Consider the following 20,942-nt stretch of genomic DNA (forward strand, 5'->3'; position numbering starts at 1 on the left):
CGAAAGGGGCGACAGCCATGGACCATCCCCCGGCTCCGCATCGCACCGCGCCCGGCGGGCGCCACGACAGTCGTGGCCCGGGGCGTCTCGCACCGGCTCGCGCGGGGGCGCCGGCAAGACGCTCCCAGCTCCCCCGCTACTGGTTCGCGGAGCGACTGCTCGCCGTGCTCAGCGGCAGCCGCCCGGTTCACTGGATGCTCGGCCACACGGTAGGGGACGGCTACGAGCATCTGGTCCGACTGGCCCCGAGCAGCCCGCTCGCCGCGAACGGCCCGCGACCGGTCCTGCGGCACTGCGACCAGTGCGTCCCGCGCCCTGGGGTCATCGAGGCCTTCGCCCGGATCAGCGCGGGCGAACGCATGACGGCCATGGCGTTCCGCCTGGAGCAGGGCGCCGACCTGCGTTGGCGCTGCGCGGCCGTGGAACTGGGCGGCGAGCGGATCACGGTCCACATGTGAGCGGGCGGGCGTGGGACCACTCGACGGCCGTGGGCCGGGCACCGGTCAGCCGGTGCCCGGCCCACGGCCGTCACTTCAGTTCGGAGCGCGGTACGGGGTCCTCGGACGAGGGCCCCGCACGGGACTACTTCTTGCGGCGGCGACCGCCCGTGCTCTTCTGCGCCTTGCGGCGCTCCGCACGCGTCATGCCGTCCGACTCGGACCGCGCCGGGCCGCCGTCACTGGCGAAGTCGCCCTCGACGACTCCGCCCTCGCCGTCGACCGTGGGCGCGGAGAAGTGGAGCCGGTCCGGGCGCTGCGGGGCGTCCAGGCCCTTGGCGCGGATCTCGGGGCGCCCGGCGCCCGCGGGCACCGCGTCCTCCTTCTCGAGGGAGGCCTTCCCGGCCGCGTCCCGGACCGGGACCTCCTCGACCTGCTGCTCGACCTGGACCTCCAGGTTGAACAGGTAGCCGACGGACTCCTCCTTGATGCCGTCCATCATCGCGGTGAACATGTCGAAGCCCTCGCGCTGGTACTCGACCAGCGGATCCTTCTGGGCCATCGCCCGCAGACCGATGCCCTCCTGGAGGTAGTCCATCTCGTAGAGGTGCTCGCGCCACTTGCGGTCCAGCACGGACAGCACCACGCGCCGCTCCAGCTCGCGCATGATGTCCGAGCCGAGCTGCTTCTCGCGCTCGTCGTACTGCTCATAGATGTCGTCCATGATCGTCTCGGAGATGAACTCGGCGGTGATACCGGCCCGGTCTCCGGCCGCGTCCTCGAGCTCCTCGATGGTGGCCTTCACCGGGTAGAGCTGCTTGAAGGCGCCCCACAGGCGGTCCAGGTCCCAGTCCTCGGCGAAGCCCTCGACGGTCTCCGCCTGGACGTACGCCTCGATGGTGTCGTCCATGAAGTGGCGGATCTGCTCGTGCAGGTCCTCGCCCTCAAGCACCCGGCGGCGCTCGGCGTAGATGACCTTACGCTGGCGGTTGAGCACGTCGTCGTACTTCAGGACGTTCTTGCGCGTCTCGAAGTTCTGCTGCTCGACCTGCGACTGGGCGGACGCGATCGCGCGCGTCACCATCTTGTTCTCGATCGGGACATCGTCCGGAACGTTGGCCATGGACATGACCCGCTCCACCATCTGCGCCTTGAACAGACGCATCAGATCGTCACCGAGCGAGAGGTAGAAACGGGACTCGCCAGGGTCGCCCTGACGGCCGGAACGACCGCGCAGCTGGTTGTCGATCCGCCGCGACTCGTGCCGCTCGGTGCCCAGCACATACAGGCCGCCGAGCGACTTGACCTCCTCGAACTCCGCCTTGACGGCCTGCTCCGCCTTCTCCCGCGCGGTGGGAAGGGCGGCGGCCCACTCCTCGACGTGGTCGACCGGGTCGAGGCCGCGCTGGCGCAGCTCCGCCTCGGCGAGGTCGTCCGGGTTGCCGCCGAGCTTGATGTCCGTGCCACGGCCGGCCATGTTCGTGGCGACCGTGACCGCGCCCTTGCGGCCGGCCTGCGCGACGATCGAGGCCTCGCGCTCGTGCTGCTTGGCGTTGAGCACCTCGTGCTGGATGCCGCGCTTGCTGAGCTGCTGCGACAGGTACTCGGACTTCTCGACCGACGTCGTGCCGACGAGGATCGGCTGGCCCTTGTCGTGCTTCTCCGCGATGTCGTCGACGACGGCCTCGAACTTGGCCACCTCGGTGCGGTAGATCAGGTCCGACTGGTCCTTGCGGACCATGGGCCGGTTCGTCGGGATCGGCACCACGCCCAGCTTGTAGATCTGGTGGAACTCGGCGGCCTCGGTCATGGCCGTACCGGTCATACCGGAGAGCTTGCCGTACAGGAGGAAGAAGTTCTGGAGGGTGATCGTGGCGAGCGTCTGGTTCTCGTCCTTGATGTCCACCCCTTCCTTCGCCTCGATCGCCTGGTGCATGCCCTCGTTGTAGCGGCGGCCGGCGAGGATACGGCCGGTGTGCTCGTCGACGATCATGACTTCGCCGTCGATGACGACGTAGTCCTTGTCCTTCTTGAAGAGCTCCTTCGCCTTGATGGCGTTGTTCAGGTAGCCCACCAGCGGGGTGTTCACCGACTCGTAGAGGTTGTCGATGCCCAGCCAGTCCTCGACCTTGGAGACACCGCTCTCGTGGATGGCGACGGTGCGCTTCTTCTCGTCGACCTCGTAGTCGCCGGTCTCCTCGATGCCCTTCAGCGGGTTGCCGGCCTCGCCCTTGGTGAGCCGGGTGACCAGCTTGGCGAAGTCGCCGTACCACTTGGTCGCCTGGTCGGCCGGGCCGGAGATGATCAGTGGCGTCCGGGCCTCGTCCACGAGGATCGAGTCGACCTCGTCGACGATCGCGAAGTTGTGGCCGCGCTGGACGAGCTCCTCCTTGGACCACGCCATGTTGTCGCGCAGGTAGTCGAAGCCGAACTCGTTGTTGGTGCCGTAAGTGATGTCGCAGGCGTACTGCTCACGGCGCTGGGCCGGCGTCATGTTGGCCAGGATGCAGCCGACGGACAGCCCGAGGAACTTGTGCACCCGGCCCATCATCTCGGAGTCGCGCTCGGCCAGGTAGTCGTTGACCGTGATCAGGTGGACGCCCTTGCCCGAGAGGGCGTTCAGGTACGCGGGGAGGGTGCCGACGAGGGTCTTGCCCTCACCGGTCTTCATCTCGGCGACATAGCCGAGGTGCAGCGCGGCGCCGCCCATCATCTGGACGTCGTAGTGACGCTGGCCGAGGACGCGCTTGGCGGCCTCGCGGACGGTCGCGAAGGCTTCGGGGAGCAGGTCGTCCAGGCTCTCGCCGTCTGCGTAGCGCTCCTGGTACTCCTCGGTGAGCGCCCGCAGCTCGGCGTCCGAGAGGCTGACGAAGTCCTCTTCGATGGAGTTGACCTGGTCCGCGATGCGGTGCAGTTTGCGCAGGATCTTGCCTTCGCCTGCACGCATGAGCTTGTTGAAGACGGACACTGAGGCGGGTCTCCTTGCCGGTCGGGCCTGGCACTGGGTCGTGTGATGGACACTGGCGCGGGCACGGCAGGTAGGCCCCACCGCACCGGCCATCGTAAGCGAGGACCCCGCCACGCCGGGAGGTCCGCCCCCGGGGCACGCCCGGCGGTGTCCCGTGGAACCCCGGCAGCGAAGCCGAGTACCGCTACTCAGGAGTCAACGCTCGGGGGGCGCGGAAGGTGCCGCCGCTGCCGAAAAGTGTTCGCACGGCATACGGACGGTGACAAGAATCCTCGTATGGACCCCATCAGTCTCACCACCGAGCGTCTCGAGCTGCGCGCGTTCACGGCGGACGACGCCGAGGAGGTGTACGCGGCATGCCAGGACCCCGGGATCCAGCGCTGGATCCCGGCGGTCCCCGTCCCCTATGAGAGAACCGACGCGGCGGACTTCGTCGGTCTGACCGCTCCGAGCGGCTGGCGCGAAGACACCGCCTACTCCTTCTGCGTACGCCTGCGGGACGTTGGTTCGCTGGTCGGCTCCGCCGGTCTGCACCATCCGCGCGAGGGCGGGATGGAGGTCGGCTTCTGGACCGCCCCCGGGCATCGGGGCCGCGGTTACGCCACCGAGGTCACGCTGGCACTGGCGCGCTGGGCCTTCACCGAGTTGGGATGCGTCCGCCTGGAGTGGCGCGCCAAGGTGGGCAACGCGGCGTCGCTCGCGGTGGCCCGCAAGGCGGGATTCACGATGGAAGGCAGGACACGCGCCGCCATCCGGGACCGTGGGACGGTCCGGGACGCCTGGATCGCCTCGCTGCTTCCATCGGATCTCGGACTGGCGTCGGCCCTCCCTTATCTGCCGGCGCCCGGTGTCAGAGGCGCCGTCTAGGGTGCGGAGGCATGACGACAGTGCCTGACGTGCCGCCCGCCATCGCCGAGCTGTCCGCTGACGAGGCCCGCCGTATCGCGCTGCGCGCCCAGGGGTTCGTCGGAGCCTCGGACCGCAAGAGCGGTGTGCGCGGTGTGCTGCGCCATCTCGGCGCTGTCCAGCTCGACACGATCTCGGTGCTGGCGCGCTCGCACGAGCTCGTTCCTTACGCCCGGCTGGGAGCCGTGGGCCGAAGGACGGTCGAGGACGCCTACTGGACCGAGACCCACGCCTTCGAGTACTGGTCGCACGCGGCCTGCATCCTGCCCGTCGAGGAGTGGCCGCACTTCGCCTTCCGCCGCCGCGCCTACCGCAGCCGTCCGCACTGGGGCCACGAGCTGCCGGACGGCGCCTATGACGCGGTGATCAAGCAACTGCGCGCGGAGGGGCCGCTCACCGCCACCGAGCTGGGCGGCGCGAAGAACGGCGGCGAGTGGTGGGACTGGTCCGCGTCGAAAGTGGCCGTCGAGCGGGCGCTGATGTACGGCGAGGTGGTGTGCACCGAGCGGCGCGGCTGGAAGCGGGTGTACGACCTCACCGAGCGCGCCGTCCCGGACGCCCTGCTCCATGACGAGCTGGACGACCGCGAGTGCCTGCGGCGCCTGGTGCGCCTCGCCGGGCAGTCGCTGGGTGTGGGCACGCGCGCCGACATCGCGGACTACCACCGGCTCAAGGCCGAGCAGTTCGACGCCGTGGTCGCCGATTCGGGCCTGGTGCCGGTACGGGTCGAGGGCTGGGAGAAGCCGGCGTGGGCCGATCCCGAGGCCCTGGCGAGCGAGCCGCGCGGCCGTCACCGTACGACGCTGCTGTCGCCGTTCGACTCACTGATCTGGGAGCGCCCGCGGACCGAGCGGATCTTCGGATTCACCCACCGCCTGGAGGCGTATGTCCCCAAGCCGAAGCGGGTGTACGGCTATTTCGCGATGCCGCTGCTGTCGGGCGGCAGGCTGCTGGGCCGCGTCGATCCGGCCCGTGAGGGCACGACGCTGGTGGCCAGGCAGGTCTCGCTGGAGGGCCCCAAAGCGGTGCGGCCCATGGCTCAGGCGCTTCGCGAGGCTGCCGAATGGGTGGGCTGCGATTCGGTACGCGTCGAGCGCGTGGACCGCCCCGAACTCACGGCACCGCTGGTGGCGGCGCTGGACTGACCGCCCCGGTCGACCGGCCTCGGCGGCCCTGGCCTGACCCCGGCTGCCCTGGCCGACCTCGGCTGTCGCGATCAGCGGATCTCGAGGATCTTCTCGCGCATCGCGTAGACGACCGCTTCCATCCGGGAGTGGAGCTGGAGCTTCTCCAGGATGTTGCGTACATGGTTCTTCACGGTGTTCTCGGAGATGAACAACTCCTTGGCGATATCGCGGTTGTTCATCCCCGTGGCGACCAGCTTGAGGACTTCCAGCTCCCGTTCGGTCAGCCGGGGCGCGGGCACCAGGCGGCGCTCGTCGGTGCGCTGGATCATCGACTTGAACTCGGTGAGCAGTTTGGACGCCATCGAGGGGCTGATCTGCGACTGCCCGTCGGCCACGGCGCGGATCGCGGTCGAGACTTCGTCGGTGGAGATCTCCTTGAGGAGATATCCCGTGGCACCCGCCTTGATCGCGTCGTAGAGATCGGCCTCCTCGTCGCTGATCGTCAGCATGATGATCTTCGCGCTGGGGGCCACCTCCTTGATGGAGGTGCAGGCCTCGATCCCGCCGCGCTTCGGCATCCGCACATCCATCAGCACGATGTCCGGCAGCAGATCGGCCGCCTTGTCCACGGCTTCCGCGCCGTCCCCCGCCTCGCCGACGACCTGGATGTCCTCCTCCTGGGCGAGGACGATCTCAAGCCCCCGGCGGAAGAGGGCGTGGTCGTCGACCACGAGCACCCGGATCGGCTCCTTGCGGGAATCACCCGGCTGCGCGCCGTCCGCGCCCTCGGTGGCGCCCGTGCCCCGCACCGGCCCGAAGCTGTCCGCCATCGTTCCTCCCCCTGAGGCCGCGGCCCGGGTCATCTGTGGTCGGCCAACCCCGTTCGGCAGCACACCGGTTGGCTCTGGTCGCCATGATTTCATGCCCGCACGACACCACGGCGATCCCTTGGTGGCACAGCGCGGTGCCCTCGGAGGCACAGGGGTGCCCCTGGGGGCGCACGAGGCGTTCCAGGGGCACCAACCACCCGATCGGAGTGGACGGGATCAGCCGCCGAGCGCACCACCGGCGCCGCCCGTGTCGCCTCCGGCGAACGGATCGGAGTTCAGGTGGATGACGCCGTAGTCATAGGCGTGCCGCCGGTAGACGACACTGGGCTCCTTGGTCTCGGAGTCGACGAACAGATAGAAGTCGTGCCCGACCAACTCCATTTCGTAGAGCGCCTGGTCGAGCGACATCGGGGCAGCGGTGTGGGTCTTCTCGCGGACCACCAGCGGGCCTTCGCCCTGCACGGCGAGCGAGCCGATCGTGGTGGTGGGAATGCCCTCGGACCTCTCTTCGGAGACGGGCTGGCCGTTTCCGTTCAACTCTGCGACGCCGGGCACGACATCCGCGACCTCGGCGGCCGACAGCCGGCCGTTGCCCCGGCGGGTGTGACGCTTGTCGTGCTGCTTGCGCAGTCGTGCCTCAAGCTTGGCCGTGGCCAGGTCGAGCGCCGCGTACGGGTCGGCGGCCGATGCCTCCGCCCGGATGACCGGTCCCCTCGAATAGAGGGTGATCTCCACGCGGTCGGAACGGTCTGCCTGCCGCGGGTTGTGCTCCTTGGACACCTCGACGTCGAGGCTGATCACCTTGCCGTCGAACTTCTGGATCTTGTCCAGCTTCAGCTTCTCGGCCACGTGCTTGCGGAACCGCTCCGGCACCTCGGTCTTGCGGCCCTTGACGACGATGTCCACGCAGAACTCCGTTCCCGGATAGCTCCGCTTGCGCTGCGGAGCGTCTCCCTCTTGCACCAGGCTCCGGTCTGCACCGGAGCCTCGGACTTGGTGACTTTCACCTCCTCCTCCCCCATCGGGAAGATCTCCACCCCACCAATTTCGAGGTTCGCGTTCTCGCCACGAACACCCGGCCGCAACTCGGCCGTCCATTCGAAGGAGACCAGGGTTCACCAGTCCTCTTCCCCCGAACATAGCTCGCCCCGACCGTGGTCGGCACCCGCTACCAGCGCGTACATACGATCAGATCTTCCCGCTCGTCACTGGCTGCAACGTCCAGGCCATCGAGTGGGTTCCGCGAATCGGTGTCCCGCTTCCCCGCGCGAGCCGGTGAACGCCGCGACCGGTGCCGCCACGACCGCCGCGACGACGGCGACAGGCCCGGGCGGTACGGCCGATGTGGCGGAGTCGCGGCGCCGCGCGGCACGCAACGCCCGCGCCGCCTCGGCCAGCGAGGCACCCGTCGTCACGAGATCGTCCACCAGCACGGCTGTGCGGCCTTCCAGCAGCCGCTCAGCGCCGGGGACCACCCCCAGAGCACCGGCCATGTTCGCCAGCCTCAGGCGAGCTGTGAGGCCCGACTGATCCGCCACCGGTCGGCACTGCCGCAACACCGGAAGCACCCGAGCCGGGACCCCTCCATGACGCAGTGCACACGCGGCCGCCGCCGCGACACGGCGTGCCGCGTCCTGTCCGCGTGCCCGCACCGCGTGCCGAGCCGACGGGACAGGCACCAGAAGCACGGAACCCGACTCTCCGGGCACCCGGTCCGGTACCTGGGCCAGCGCTGCCGCCACCGCGCCCGACAGCGCCCCACCGAGCAGTCCGGCCAGCCCCAGCGCACCCCGCTCCTTGTGCGCCAGCAGAAGAGCCCGCACGGCGCCCTCGTACCCGGCCGCCGCGAACACCGCGGGCAGCCCAACCGGCTCCGGACACGGCCGCACTCGCTGCGGCTCCCTGCCGGTCAGCGCCACGACGCACTCCTCGCACAGCGTCGTACGAGGACGCCCGCAGCCGGGGCAGGCCACCGGCAGCACCAGCCCGGCGATCTCCTGCCACCAGCCCCGCATGGCGTCCACTGTCCCGCGGCGGGGAGCGCCCCGCCACCCCTGTGGACAACTACGCGGGGCTCCGCGGCGCACTACCCGGGATAGACCGGCAAAGAGCCCTTGTCGATCAACGTCTGCCAGTTCGCGGACGGCGCCAGCCGCACCAGTCCGTCATCGGAGACCGCCACCAGCGGCTGCTCCTCGTCGTCACTCGCGGCGATGGCGGACACCTTGTTCAGCCCTGGCACGCCCCCGGCCGGTGACAGTGAACCGTCCGTGGCGATGTAGCGCACCTGCTGAACGCCCCGCGTCTCCTTGCCCACCACCACAAGCCTGCTCGGCCCCGCCCACGACACCGCGGTCACGCCCTCGAGCCGAGGCGCCGCCGACTGCAGGTCGGTCACGGAGAACGCGGTGGTGCCGTCCGCGTTCTCCCTGCGCTCGACCCGGCCGATCTTCAGGGAGCTCTTGCCGTCCTTCGTGAGCAGCAGCGCTATCCGCACCCCGTCGGAGGCCAGTTTCAGCGACTCGATCCGGGCGCCGTCGAGCGTGGCGACGCTCACCTCCTGCGGCGCTCCCCGGCCGCCCGCGAAACGCAGCAGTCGCGGCCCTGCGGGGTTCCGGTCGGCCACCCACAGATCGCCGCGGTCCCAGCTCGGTGCCGACAGCCGGTCCTCCGGCCGTGCGCCGGTACTGCTCGCCAGAGGGGCCCCGAGCTTCTCGTCGGAGATGATCGAGGCGGCGTAGAGGTACTGGCCGTCCTGGGACACGGCCGCGGCACGCTCCTCGTTGCGGGCGACCGCGAGGCTGCCTATGTGCAGCTCGCCTGTGCCGAACGGGCCGCGCACCGCCGTGAACTGATCGAGGGTCCCCGTAGGCGCGGTGACGGCCATCCGACCGGCATCGTCGACGAAGTACACGTTGTCCGCCCGGAGCACCGGCGGTTGCCGCTCCGCCTGAGCGGCGCTGAGCACGCACAGAGTGCCGCCGTCGGACCGCTGCAACTGCACCTGATCGACTCGTGGAGAGGTCAGACCACGCAGGGTGAGCAGTACCAGGGAGGCCATGTTGTGGCAGGCCGTGCGCCCCACGTGGGAGGCCTTCTCGTTGAGCGGCAGCCGCAGGACGTTCTGGTCGTCCGGCGTCAGGGTCGTGGTGCCCGCCTTGAGCGCGGTGCCCTTGGGGAAGGGCGAGGTGACCACCGGCCTGAGCCAGGTCGTCGGCCCGTCGAAGAGGGACGACACGGTCTGCGCGACCGGGTCCATCCGGGTGACCGGGTCCTGCCGCTGCCGGATGTACACCGGGTCCGCGACCACCGACTTCTCACCGGATGTGTAGTAGTAACGGTTGACGGAACCGTAGTTGCGCTGGAAGTCGCTCTCCCCGAGCAGCAGACCGCCCGGGGCGTAGTCGATGCGCCACTCCTTGCCCTTGCCGTCCGGCGCACTCTCCTGGACGAGCCGCAGCGAGCCGTTGTACTGGGTCGACGGCACCGCCGCGTACGCGCCCCGGTCCACCGTGGCGATCTGCTCGCCGCGGAGGTTGTACGTGCGGTCGGGCGCGTCCTTCTCCACGTCGAGGTCCCACTCGGGGGCCTCGGTCAGCACCGTGGTCTGCTCCTGCGGCTTCCACTCCTTGGCGGCCCGCTTGGTCAAGTACTTGCGTGCCGTCGCGAAGCTCGGATCGTCACTCGTCATGGCTTCGAGAAAGCCGTCGACGATCTCCCCGGGCTCGGCACCCTCGCGGGGGGCCACCGCGAGCACCCGCACCTGCGAGTCCGCGCCCTGGGTGGCTTTCACCTGCTCGACATCCCCACTGTCCGGCATCGACGCACACCCACCCAGCAGCAGTGCCGCACAGGTGGGCAGCGCGGCGGACCGCATCACGCGCGCTCGGCCGTGACGGCGACGCTCAGCGCCCACGAGTCGAGTCCTCCCCCTCCGGGATCCGTGCGGCACCGTCGCCGTCACTCGTACGCCCAGGCGTGCCCGCCTGGCCACTCCGGCCGGTCCGGCCCGGCTGGCGCGCCACGACCCGGGCACCGCTGCCAGGCAGGGCCGCGGGGTCCACCGGCGTCGGCAGCGGGGCTCGCGGGGGCGTCAGTGGCGCCCGGGCGGCCATCGATATCGGCGAACGGCCGGTGCCGGGCTGCGACGGCACCGTCGCCAGCCGCACGGCGTTCTCCGCGCTTCCCGTACCGGGGCCGCTCTGCCGGGCACGCCGGGAGTCCTCCGGCTCCAGGGGTATCGGCGAACCGCGCAGCGGCTCGTCCGCGGTACGCGGCAGGGTGAGGCGGAACTGCGAGCCACCACCCGGCTCGCCCCAGGCCTGGAGCCAGCCGCCGTGCAGCCGTGCGTCCTCGACGGCGATGGACAGGCCGAGACCCGTACCGCCGGTGGTCCGCGCCCGGGCCGGGTCGGCCCGCCAGAAGCGGTTGAACACACGGGTCGCCTCGCCCGGCTTCAGGCCCACCCCGTAGTCCCGTACAGCCACGGAGACCGCTCCACCCGCGGCTGCCAGCCGCACGACCACATCGCGGCCCTCGCCATGCTCCACGGCGTTGACGACCAGATTGCGCAGGACGCGCTCGATGCGCCGGGAGTCGATCTCCGCGACCACGGGCTGCTCGTCGCCGACGACGCGGATACGGGTGCCCTTGCGCTCGGCCAGCGGCTCGGCGCCGCCGATGACCCGGCGCACCACCTCGCGGAGGTCTATCGGCTCGGCCTCCAGAGCCGCGGCGCCCGCGTCGAAACGGCTGATCTCCAGCAGGTCCGAGAGCAGCGACTCGAAGCGGTCCAGCTGGTCCCCCAGCAGCTCCGCCGACCGGGCCGTCACCGGGTCGAAGTCGCTCCGGGCCTCGTGGATGACGTCCGCCGCCATCCGCACGGTGGTCAGCGGGGTGCGCAGCTCGTGCGAAACGTCGGAGACGAACCGGCGCTGCATCCGGGACAGGTCCTCCAGCTGCTGGATCTTGTGCTGGAGGCTCTGCGCCATCTTGTTGAAGGCCTCGCCGAGCCTGGCGATGTCGTCCTCGCCCGAGACCTTCATCCGCTCTTGCAGACGCCCTGCGGAGAGCCGCTCGGCGATCCCCGCGGCCATCCGCACGGGCGTCACGACCTGGCGCACCACCAGCCACGCGATCGCGCCGAGCAGTACCACCACGAACAGTCCCGCCGTCGCGAGCGTCCCCTTGACGAGACTGAGCGACTCGTCCTCCTGGGTCAGCGGGAAGAGGTAGTACAGCTCGTAGGCGTTGCCGGCGACGTCGTTGAGGCGCTTGCCGACGACCAGACCGGCCTCCGGCGCCCGCTGGGACGAGTAGGCGATGTTGATGTACGTCTGGAACGTGCCCGTGCCCTGCGCGACGGAGTCCCGCAGGTCCTGCGGGATGCTGGTGACGTCGACGTTGCCGGACGCGCGGGGCCCGCGGTTGGTGCCCGCGGCGCCTGAGTCGGGGCTGAGCGCCACCACGTGGTAGGCGCCCTGGCCGCCGCTGGCCAGCTGCTTCACCAACTCGGACCGCCAGTTCACCGCGGCCCGGCCGGGCATGCCGTCGGTGGCGTCGCCTTCGGAACCGCCGAGCGCCACCGGGCCGCTGGCCTTGTCCTGGGCAGCGGTGAAGCCACCCGCGGCCTGGCTTTGCGCCGCCAGTTCCTTCGCGTCGAGGAGCCCGTTGCGGACCTGGCCGATGACGACGAGGCCGAGCAGCAGCACCACTCCGATCGACATGAGCAGGGTGCTGGCCACCACACGCAGCTGGATGTTCCGCCGCCACAGCCGAACGGCCGGCAGCAGCGGACGACGGATCCAGCGCATGGCGAGCCGGAGCACCGGTCCACCCGGAGCCCCGTCCTGGAACACCCTGCCTACGCGCGAAGGGCCACGACCCGGTTCGGCAGCCCGCCCCGTACGGACTCCCGGCCCCCCGGGTTTCGGAGCAGTGCTGCCCACGGTCATGTCAGCTCGGTCCTGCCTTGTAACCGACGCCGCGGACGGTCACCACGATCTCCGGACGCTCGGGGTCCCTCTCGACCTTGGAGCGCAGCCGCTGCACGTGCACGTTCACCAGCCTGGTGTCGGCGGCATGGCGGTAGCCCCACACCTGCTCGAGCAGCACCTCTCGGGTGAACACCTGCCACGGCTTGCGGGCCAGCGCGACCAGCAGATCGAACTCCAGCGGGGTCAGCGCGATCGACTGCCCGTCCCGCTTCACGGAGTGGCCCGCCACATCGATGACCAGGTCGCCGATGGTGAGCTGCTCGGGAGCCGGCTCCTCCGACCTGCGCAGCCGCGCCCTGATACGGGCAACGAGCTCCTTCGGCTTGAAAGGCTTCACGATGTAGTCGTCAGCGCCGGACTCCAGTCCGACGACCACGTCCACGGTGTCACTCTTGGCCGTGAGCATGACAATGGGTACACCCGACTCGGCCCTGATCAGCCGGCACACCTCGATGCCGTCCCTACCGGGCAGCATGAGGTCGAGCAGCACGAGGTCCGGCTTGGCCTCGCGGAAAGCGGCGAGGGCCTTGTCGCCGTCCGCTACGAACGACGGCTCGAACCCTTCACCACGCAGCACGATGCCGAGCATCTCGGCCAGTGCGGTGTCGTCGTCGACGACAAGGACGCGTCCCTTCATATTCGACATCATCCCATTAGCTCACCGAGACCTGGCGTGACCTGGCACACAGCTCCGCCAGCCGGGCTCCTGTGACCGGGGATGCGACCCCTTCCTCCGTAACGACCGCAGTCACCAACTCGGCCGGTGTGACATCGAACGCAGGATTGTAGGCAGACGGCGCGTACATGCCCGACACCTCCTGTCCCGACCTCTGCTCCACCTCTATCGACGCACCATCCGGGGTACCCAGATCCACCGTGGTGGTCGGTGCCACCACGATGAACGGCACGTGGTGGTACTTGGCCAGCACCGCCAGGGGATAGCTCCCCACCTTGTTCGCCACGGAGCCGTCGACGGCGATCCGGTCCGCGCCGATCAGCACCGCGTCCACCTGCCCCGCCGCGAACAGCGATCCCGCCGCGTTGTCCGCGAGCAACCGATAGGGCATGCCATGCCCGTCGGCCTCGTAGGCTGTGAGCCGGGCGCCCTGGAGCAGCGGACGGGTCTCGTCCACCCACAGCGTGCGCAGCCGCCCCGCGCGGTGCGCGGCGAGAGCGACCGCGAACGCCGTTCCCTCACCGCCCGAGACCAGCCGACCCGTGTTGCAGTGCGTCAGCACGCGATGGTCACCGGCCGGGAGCAGCTCATCCAGCAGGACAAGACCCTGCCGCGCCATTCGCTCGCTGGCCTCGATGTCTTCGCGGTGCAGCGCCCTGGCCGCGGCAAGCGCGGCGGCTGCCGCCTCCTGCCCGCCGGCGCCGACGCCGACCGCGCCCTTGTGGGCCGCGACCGCCCGCCGCACGCCGTAGCCGAGGTTCACCGCGGTGGGCCGCGCACCTTCCAGCGCGGCAGCCGACATATCGACGTCGTCGCCGCGCGCCGCCGCCAGGGCGACCCCGTACGCGCCCGCGATACCGAGCAGCGGGGCCCCGCGCACGGCGAGCGTCCGGATCGCTCGCACCAGCGCCGGCACATCCCCGCAGACCAGCTCGACCTCCTCGGCCGGCAGCCTGGTCTGATCGAGTAGGACCAGTAGGGGCCCGTCAGGGTGCTCGTCCCACCGCAGTGACGGCGGCGGGGTCCGGGCACTGTCAGGTGCCTGAATGTGCTGATCAGCCATTCGCCCAGTCTGCCCGCTACTGCACGCACAGTGAAGGCGGTAACAAAGGCGACAAGGATGATCCAGGGCCCGGTCAGGCTGCGAGCGCCGCGTGGGACGATGGCCGCCGGCCTTCCGTCAAGCGGACGGACGGGCATCAGGACAACAGCGGCTCGACGAGTCGGCCGCATGAGCACCCCACGAGGTGGACGACTGTGAACGACACTCCGGGCTGGGCAGCGCCCGGATCCGTGCCCGCCGACGGCCAGGACTCCGGAGTGCAGCGACCCACCGGCACGGACGATCCCGCCTCGAAGTGGTCCGAGCAGCAGCCGCCGCCCGGTGAGTGGACCCCGCCCGCAAGCCCGGGCGGCGGGTCCGAACCCCCGGTGCAGCCCGGCTGGGGCACTCAGCCCGGCCCCGGCGGCTGGGGCGGCGCGCCGAAGCAGGGCGACTGGGGAGCACCGCCCGCCGCGAAGCCCGGAGTGATCCCGCTGCGGCCCCTCGGTGTCGGCGAGATCCTCGACGGCGCGGTGTCGACACTGCGCGCGCACTGGCGGACCGTCCTGGGCATCACGATCACGCTGTCCGTCATCACCCAGATCGCCGACATCCTCATCCAGCGCTACCTGGTTCCGGCGGCCCCGGCTCCCGATCCGGACGCGACCCCGGAGGAAGCCCTCAACCAGGTCGTCGAATCCACCCAGTCGAGCCTGATCGCCTCGCTCCCGGCCCTGGGTATCGGGCTGATCACGGCCCTCGTCATCACGGCGCTGCTGACCGTGGTGATCAGCCGCTCAGTGCTGGGCCGTCCGGTCGACCTCGGCGACGCCTGGGCCGAGGCCCGACCGCGGTTGCTCCAACTCCTGGGCCTGACCGTGCTGATCGTGCTGATCTGCGCGGGCGCCATCACCGTGGGAATCCTCCCCGGACTGCTCCTCGATTCCGCCGCCCTGCGAGTGCTGGGCGTCCTCGCCGGTGTGCTCGTCACCATCTGGCTCTGGGTCCGCTTCGCCCTTGCCTCGCCCGCGCTGATGCTGGAACGGCGGGGAATCCTGAACTCCATGCGCCGCTCCGCCAAGCTGGTCCACGGCGCCTGGTGGAGGATCTTCGGCATTCTGGTGCTGGTACTGGCGCTCACCTTCATCGTCTCGATGATCATCTCGATTCCGTTCACCCTGCTCGCCTTCATCGCCGACGGAAGCGGTCTGGGCTCCCTGCTCAACGGCACGGCCCCTGAATTCGGCTGGCCGTTCCTGATCATCACCGGGATCGGCGCGGTGATCGCCTCCGCCATCACCTACCCGATCTCGGCCGGAGTCACGGTCCTCCTCTACGTGGACCAGCGCATCCGCCGCGAGGCGCTCGACCTGGAACTGGCCCGGGCGGCCGGCATCCCCGGTTACGGCACGCCGACCCCCGGCGACACCTCCGCTGGGGGCTGACGACGTGTCCGTCATGGGGGGAACCATCGCGGCGCGGCTGCTGCTGATCCGCGCGGACGACGGCACGGACCCACCGGTGGACATCCCCCGCGGCCCCGCCCGGGAGGCCGCCGAGCGGGAACTGTCCAAGCCGATGTACCACCAGAACGACCCGAACCTGCTCCAGCGCGGTCTCGATCGTTTCTGGGAGTGGGTCGACGGCGTCTTCGGCAGCGCGGCCGGGGTGACTCCAGGCGGAGCGGTCGGACTTGCCGTGATCGTGCTGATCGTCATCGCCCTGGCCGTCGGCCTCTGGTGGCGGCTGGGCACTCCCCGGCGCAGCCCTGCCTCCGGTGCGGCGCTGTTCCATGAGGGCCCCCGCAGCGCCGCCCAGCACCGGGCAACCGCCGAGGAGCACGCCGCAGCAGGCCGCTTCGACCAAGCCGTCCAGGAGCGGATGCGGGCGATCGTCCGCGCACTGGAGGAGCGTGCCCTGCTCGATCCCCGCCCGGGACGCACCGCCGATGAGGCTGCCGCAGAGGCCGGAGTGCCTCTGCCCGACCTCTCCGACGCACTCCGCTCCGCAGCGAGGACCTTCGACGACATCGCGTACGGCGGCCGTTCCGCCGACCAACATGCCTATCTACGCTTCAAGGAACTGGACAACCGACTGGAGCTCACCAAGCCCCGGCTCAGCACGGTCGGCCGGGGAGCGGCCCGATGAGGACCACGGCAACCGGTGTTGCCCCGGCCGACACCTCCACCGCCCTCGGCACGCGCCAGATCTGGACCCGAACACGGGGTGTGCTGATCGTCCTCGTCATCCTTGTCTCGGCTGGAATCGCGCTCGCCGCCCTGCGCTCCGGCGACCAGCACGGCCGTCTCGACCCCCGCTCCGCGGACCGCGCCGGGAGCCGGGCCGTAGCCGAACTGCTCAAGCAGCGGGGGGTCGAGACCCACGTGGTCACCACGCTCGGCGAAGCAGCCGACGCCACCGGTCCCGACACGACACTCCTGGTGGCCACACCCAACCTGCTGACGAAGCATCAGCAGAAGTCGCTGCGCGCGTCCATGGCACTCTCGGCAGGCCGCACCGTACTGGTCGCCGCCGGGACCGACTCGGTGGCCGCTCTCGCACCCGACGTTCGGGCCGAAGCCCAGATCTCCGTCACCGCCCGCAGCCCGCAGTGCACCCTTCCCGCCGCCCAGCGCGCCGGGAAGGTGGACATCGGCGGCGAGCGCTACGCGACGGATGGCCTTCCGAGCACCGACGCCTGCTACCTCAGCGACGGACTGCCGAGCCTGCTCACGATCAAGGAGGCTGGCGGCGGTGACACCGTCCTCCTGGGCTCTCCCGACATCCTCTACAACGAGCGCCTCGGCGAAGAAGGCAACGCCTCCCTCGCACTCCAACTCCTAGGGTCCCGGCCCCATCTCGTCTGGTACCTCCCTTCACTCACTGATGAATCCCCCGTCGACGGCGGCGGGGACGAGTCCGGGGCGAGCACCCTCGCCGATCTGATCCCCGCCGGCTGGCTGTGGGGCACCCTCCAACTCCTGATCGCCGCACTGCTCGCCGCCGTCTGGCGAGCCCGCCGGCTCGGACCACTGGTGACGGAACACCTGCCCGTCGCCATCCGCGCCTCCGAGTCGACCGAAGGCCGCGCCCGCCTCTACCGCAGGATCAATGCCCGCGACAGAGCCGCCGCCACGCTCCGTTCGGCCACGCGTTCACGTCTCGCCCCGATGCTCGGCATCGCCCCGCTGGACGCACATTCGCCGGAAATCCTCCTCCCCGCCGTGTCCGCGCATCTCCCCGCCGCAGACCGGGACCTCAGGGTCCTGCTCTTCGGTCCGGTTCCCGACGATGACGCAGCTCTGATCCGCCTGGCAGACCAACTCGACGCCATCGAAAGAGAGGTACGCACCTCATGAGCGCCCCGACCCCCGAGACCGCAGAGAAATCGGACAGCGCACGCGCCTCCCTGGAAGCGCTGCGAACCGAGATCGCGAAGGCCGTGGTCGGCCAGGACTCCGCAGTGACCGGACTCGTCGTCGCCCTGCTCTGCCGCGGTCATGTGCTGCTCGAAGGAGTCCCCGGCGTCGCCAAGACCCTCCTGGTCCGCGCTCTCGCCGCGTCCCTCGAACTCGACACCAAGCGTGTCCAGTTCACACCCGATCTGATGCCCAGCGACATCACCGGCTCGCTGGTCTACGACGCACGAACCGCAGAGTTCTCCTTCCAGCCCGGCCCTGTGTTCACCAACCTGCTGCTCGCCGACGAGATCAATCGGACGCCACCGAAGACCCAGTCGTCGCTGCTCGAAGCCATGGAGGAACGCCAGGTCACGGTAGACGGCACTTCGCGCCCGCTCCCCGAACCGTTCCTCGTCGCGGCGACCCAGAACCCTGTCGAGTACGAAGGCACCTACCCTCTCCCCGAAGCCCAGCTGGACCGCTTCCTCCTGAAGCTGACCGTGCCGCTGCCCACACGCCAAGAGGAGATCAACGTCCTCTCCCGGCACGCTGACGGCTTCAACCCACGTGACCTCCAGGCCGCGGGAATTCGTCCCGTCGCCGGGCCCGCCGACCTCGCTGCGGCCCGCGCCGCGGTCGCGAAGACCTCGGTGTCCCCCGAGATCGCCGGCTATGTCGTCGATATCTGTCGTGCCACCCGCGAATCCCCCTCGCTCACCCTTGGTGTCTCTCCTCGTGGAGCCACCGCTCTGCTCTCCACCGCCCGAGCCTGGGCCTGGCTCACCGGCAGGGACTATGTGACCCCGGACGATGTGAAGGCGCTCGCCCTTCCCACTCTCCGACACCGCATTCAGTTGCGTCCCGAGGCGGAGATGGAGGGAGTCACCGCTGACTCCGTCATCTCCGCGATCCTCTCCCACGTCCCCGTTCCCCGCTGAGGCGCCGCACCATGGCCCTCACCGGAAGAACCGCTCTACTCGCCGCGCTCGGAGCCATCCCGGTCGGGGTACTGGCACCCAGCTGGGCCGGCATCCTGGCGGTGGATGCTCCGCTCTGTGTAGCAATTCTGTGCGACTACGCCCTGGCCGCACCAGTGCGAAAGCTCCAGTTCACTCGAAGTGGTGATACGTCAGTTCGACTCGGCGAGAGCGCTGAAGTCCAGCTCACCGTCACCAACCCATCCGGCCGTCCACTTCGCGCCGACCTGCGCGACGCCTGGCCGCCCAGCACCTGGCTGCCCGGCACGGAGCAGGCCGCCTCCCGACACAAGATCACGATCCCGGCCGGTGAGCGACGCCGAATCTCCACGATCCTGCGCCCCACACGACGCGGGGACCGTCACGCGGCCCGCGTCACCGTCCGCTCCTACGGGCCACTCGGCCTCGCGGCACGCCAGGGGAACCATGAGGTGCCCTGGTCGGTACGGGTGCTGCCGCCGTTCACCAGCCGCAAGCACCTGCCGTCGCGCCTGGCTCGGCTACGCGAGTTGGACGGTCGCACCAGCGTGCTCACTCGCGGTGAAGGCACCGAGTTCGACAGCCTCCGTGAGTACGTCCCCGGCGACGACACCCGCTCGATCGACTGGCGTGCCACCGCCAGGCAGCACACTGTCGCCGTTCGTACCTGGCGGCCGGAGCGTGACCGCCATATCCTCCTCGTGCTCGACACCGGACGCACCTCGGCGGGGCGAGTAGGCGATGTGCCCCGTCTGGACGCCGCCATGGACGCCGCATTGCTCCTCGCCGCACTCGCCACCCGGGCAGGGGACCGGGTGGATCTGCTGGCCTATGACCGCCGCGTCCGTGCCCACGTCCAGGGCCGCGCGGCCGGGGAAGTCCTCCCCGCGATGGTCAATGCCCTCGCACCGCTCGAACCCGAACTCGTGGAGACGGATGCACGCGGCCTCAGCGCTGTCGCGCTCCGCCATTCCCCGCGCGGCTCGCTCATCGTCCTGGTGACGGGTCTCGACGCCGCCCCGATCGAGGAGGGCCTCCTGCCGGTGCTGCCTCAGCTCACCCAGCGCCACTCCGTCCTGCTTGCCTCGGTGTCAGACCCCCATGTCCAAACGATGGTCGGTGGCAGGGGCACAATCGACGCCGTGTATGACGCCGCCTCCGGCGCACAGGCACTGGCACAGCGCAGGCGTACCGCGGAACAACTGCGCCGGCATGGCGTCACAGTCGTGGACACGACTCCTGACGACCTTGCTCCCGCACTCGCAGACGCTTATCTCGCTCTGAAGGCGGCGGGCCGCCTCTGACAGAAACCGGCGCCGGGAAGGTCCAAGGCCCCCGTCGTGGAGGCCTTGAGCCTTCGTTGCCGAACTTGCCTGGAAATGCAGAAGAGCCCCGTACCGTTCCCGGTACGGGGCTCTTCCCAAAGATTGTTCGGCGGTGTCCTACTCTCCCACAGGGTCCCCCCTGCAGTACCATCGGCGCTGAAAGGCTTAGCTTCCGGGTTCGGAATGTAACCGGGCGTTTCCCTAACGCTATGACCACCGAAACACTATGAAGATATCCAACACAAACCAGCAAACAGCCTGTTCGTTACTTCAGAACTAACACAGTGGACGCGAGCAACTGAGGACAAGCCCTCGGCCTATTAGTACCGGTCAACTCCACACGTTACCGTGCTTCCATATCCGGCCTATCAACCCAGTCGTCTACTGGGAGCCTTACCCCATCAAGTGGGTGGGAGTCCTCATCTCGAAGCAGGCTTCCCGCTTAGATGCTTTCAGCGGTTATCCCTCCCGAACGTAGCCAACCAGCCATGCCCTTGGCAGGACAACTGGCACACCAGAGGTTCGTCCGTCCCGGTCCTCTCGTACTAGGGACAGCCCTTCTCAAGACTCCTACGCGCACAGCGGATAGGGACCGAACTGTCTCACGACGTTCTAAACCCAGCTCGCGTACCGCTTTAATGGGCGAACAGCCCAACCCTTGGGACCGACTCCAGCCCCAGGATGCGACGAGCCGACATCGAGGTGCCAAACCATCCCGTCGATATGGACTCTTGGGGAAGATCAGCCTGTTATCCCCGGGGTACCTTTTATCCGTTGAGCGACGGCGCTTCCACAAGCCACCGCCGGATCACTAGTCCCGACTTTCGTCCCTGCTCGACCCGTCGGTCTCACAGTCAAGCTCCCTTGTGCACTTACACTCAACACCTGATTGCCAACCAGGCTGAGGGAACCTTTGGGCGCCTCCGTTACCCTTTAGGAGGCAACCGCCCCAGTTAAACTACCCATCAGACACTGTCCCTGATCCGGATCACGGACCCAGGTTAGACATCCAGCACGACCAGAGTGGTATTTCAACGACGACTCCACAACCACTGGCGTGGCCGCTTCAAAGTCTCCCACCTATCCTACACAAGCCGAACCGAACACCAATATCAAACTGTAGTAAAGGTCCCGGGGTCTTTCCGTCCTGCTGCGCGAAACGAGCATCTTTACTCGTAGTGCAATTTCACCGGGCCTATGGTTGAGACAGTCGAGAAGTCGTTACGCCATTCGTGCAGGTCGGAACTTACCCGACAAGGAATTTCGCTACCTTAGGAT

General features: G+C 69.3%; 16 protein-coding genes and 2 rRNA genes (1 of these 18 only partly in view). 8 read left to right on the forward strand and 10 right to left on the reverse strand.

Annotated elements, in window-relative coordinates; all coding sequences use genetic code 11:
• Positions 1-17 precede the first annotated feature (17 nt).
• Complete coding sequence (locus V1460_RS31780; protein ID WP_338677048.1) at positions 18-458, forward strand: Rv3235 family protein; 441 nt, start codon at positions 18-20, stop codon at positions 456-458.
• Positions 459-582: 124 nt separating this feature from the next.
• On the opposite strand, the gene secA is transcribed toward V1460_RS31780, so the two are convergent.
• Entirely contained in the window at positions 583-3,405 is a 2,823-nt protein-coding gene (gene secA / locus V1460_RS31785; protein WP_338677049.1) for a preprotein translocase subunit SecA, read from the reverse strand.
• A 276-nt stretch (positions 3,406-3,681) separates the two neighbouring features.
• Here secA and V1460_RS31790 point away from each other — a divergent pair, with 276 nt between their 5' ends.
• Complete coding sequence (locus V1460_RS31790) at positions 3,682-4,272, forward strand: GNAT family N-acetyltransferase (protein WP_338677050.1); 591 nt, start codon at positions 3,682-3,684, stop codon at positions 4,270-4,272.
• Positions 4,273-4,283: 11 nt separating this feature from the next.
• Positions 4,284-5,456 (forward strand): DNA glycosylase AlkZ-like family protein, encoded by a 1,173-nt coding sequence (locus tag V1460_RS31795; protein ID WP_338677051.1) that lies wholly within the window; start codon positions 4,284-4,286, stop codon positions 5,454-5,456.
• 71 nt (positions 5,457-5,527) lie between these two features.
• Here the strand turns inward: V1460_RS31795 and V1460_RS31800 are convergent, their stop codons facing one another.
• The 7 genes from V1460_RS31800 to mtnA form a co-directional block, all read right to left on the reverse strand.
• Positions 5,528-6,268, reverse strand: coding sequence for a response regulator transcription factor (locus V1460_RS31800; RefSeq protein WP_338677052.1), 741 nt, complete (start codon positions 6,266-6,268; stop codon positions 5,528-5,530).
• A 216-nt stretch (positions 6,269-6,484) separates the two neighbouring features.
• Positions 6,485-7,174: a ribosome hibernation-promoting factor, HPF/YfiA family gene (gene hpf / locus V1460_RS31805; protein ID WP_338678290.1), complete on the reverse strand. Its 690-nt coding sequence runs from the start codon at positions 7,172-7,174 to the stop codon at positions 6,485-6,487.
• A gap of 299 nt (positions 7,175-7,473) precedes the next feature.
• Complete coding sequence (locus V1460_RS31810) at positions 7,474-8,283, reverse strand: ComF family protein (RefSeq protein WP_338677053.1); 810 nt, start codon at positions 8,281-8,283, stop codon at positions 7,474-7,476.
• 71 nt (positions 8,284-8,354) lie between these two features.
• Positions 8,355-10,184, reverse strand: coding sequence for an LpqB family beta-propeller domain-containing protein (locus V1460_RS31815; RefSeq protein WP_338677054.1), 1,830 nt, complete (start codon positions 10,182-10,184; stop codon positions 8,355-8,357).
• Entirely contained in the window at positions 10,174-12,222 is a 2,049-nt protein-coding gene (gene mtrB, locus V1460_RS31820) for an MtrAB system histidine kinase MtrB (protein WP_338677055.1), read from the reverse strand. Before mtrB ends, V1460_RS31815 begins: the two co-directional genes overlap by 11 nt.
• Position 12,223: 1 nt before the next feature.
• Positions 12,224-12,913 (reverse strand): two-component system response regulator MtrA, encoded by a 690-nt coding sequence (gene mtrA, locus V1460_RS31825; RefSeq protein WP_338677056.1) that lies wholly within the window; start codon positions 12,911-12,913, stop codon positions 12,224-12,226.
• A gap of 4 nt (positions 12,914-12,917) precedes the next feature.
• Complete coding sequence (mtnA, locus tag V1460_RS31830; RefSeq protein WP_338677057.1) at positions 12,918-14,003, reverse strand: S-methyl-5-thioribose-1-phosphate isomerase; 1,086 nt, start codon at positions 14,001-14,003, stop codon at positions 12,918-12,920.
• A 194-nt stretch (positions 14,004-14,197) separates the two neighbouring features.
• On the opposite strand from mtnA, the gene V1460_RS31835 reads away from it, so the two are divergent.
• Genes V1460_RS31835 through V1460_RS31855 form a run of 5 tightly spaced genes read left to right on the forward strand, consistent with a single transcriptional unit; the run spans position 14,198 to position 19,643 of the window.
• Positions 14,198-15,427: a glycerophosphoryl diester phosphodiesterase membrane domain-containing protein gene (locus V1460_RS31835; protein ID WP_338677058.1), complete on the forward strand. Its 1,230-nt coding sequence runs from the start codon at positions 14,198-14,200 to the stop codon at positions 15,425-15,427.
• 4 nt (positions 15,428-15,431) lie between these two features.
• On the forward strand, positions 15,432-16,130 hold the full coding sequence (locus V1460_RS31840; protein ID WP_407077562.1) for a DUF4129 domain-containing protein: 699 nt from the start codon (positions 15,432-15,434) through the stop codon (positions 16,128-16,130).
• Positions 16,127-17,341, forward strand: a complete 1,215-nt coding sequence (locus V1460_RS31845) for a DUF4350 domain-containing protein (protein ID WP_338677060.1) — start codon at positions 16,127-16,129, stop codon at positions 17,339-17,341. The genes V1460_RS31840 and V1460_RS31845 overlap by 4 nt, the downstream gene beginning before the upstream one ends.
• Positions 17,338-18,321, forward strand: a complete 984-nt coding sequence (locus V1460_RS31850) for a MoxR family ATPase (protein WP_338677061.1) — start codon at positions 17,338-17,340, stop codon at positions 18,319-18,321. Before V1460_RS31845 ends, V1460_RS31850 begins: the two co-directional genes overlap by 4 nt.
• A gap of 11 nt (positions 18,322-18,332) precedes the next feature.
• Positions 18,333-19,643 carry a DUF58 domain-containing protein gene (locus V1460_RS31855; RefSeq protein ID WP_338677062.1) on the forward strand — a complete coding sequence of 437 codons (1,311 nt, stop codon included), beginning with the start codon at positions 18,333-18,335 and terminating at the stop codon, positions 19,641-19,643.
• Between the two features lie 125 nt (positions 19,644-19,768).
• Here the strand turns inward: V1460_RS31855 and rrf are convergent.
• Both rrf and V1460_RS31865 read right to left on the reverse strand, forming a co-directional pair.
• Positions 19,769-19,885, reverse strand: a 5S ribosomal RNA gene (gene rrf / locus V1460_RS31860).
• Between the two features lie 79 nt (positions 19,886-19,964).
• Positions 19,965-20,942 (reverse strand): 23S ribosomal RNA (locus V1460_RS31865) (it continues 2,144 nt past the right edge of the window).

It is taken from the genome of Streptomyces sp. SCSIO 30461 (genome assembly GCF_037023745.1).
Classification (GTDB): Bacteria; Actinomycetota; Actinomycetes; order Streptomycetales; family Streptomycetaceae; genus Streptomyces.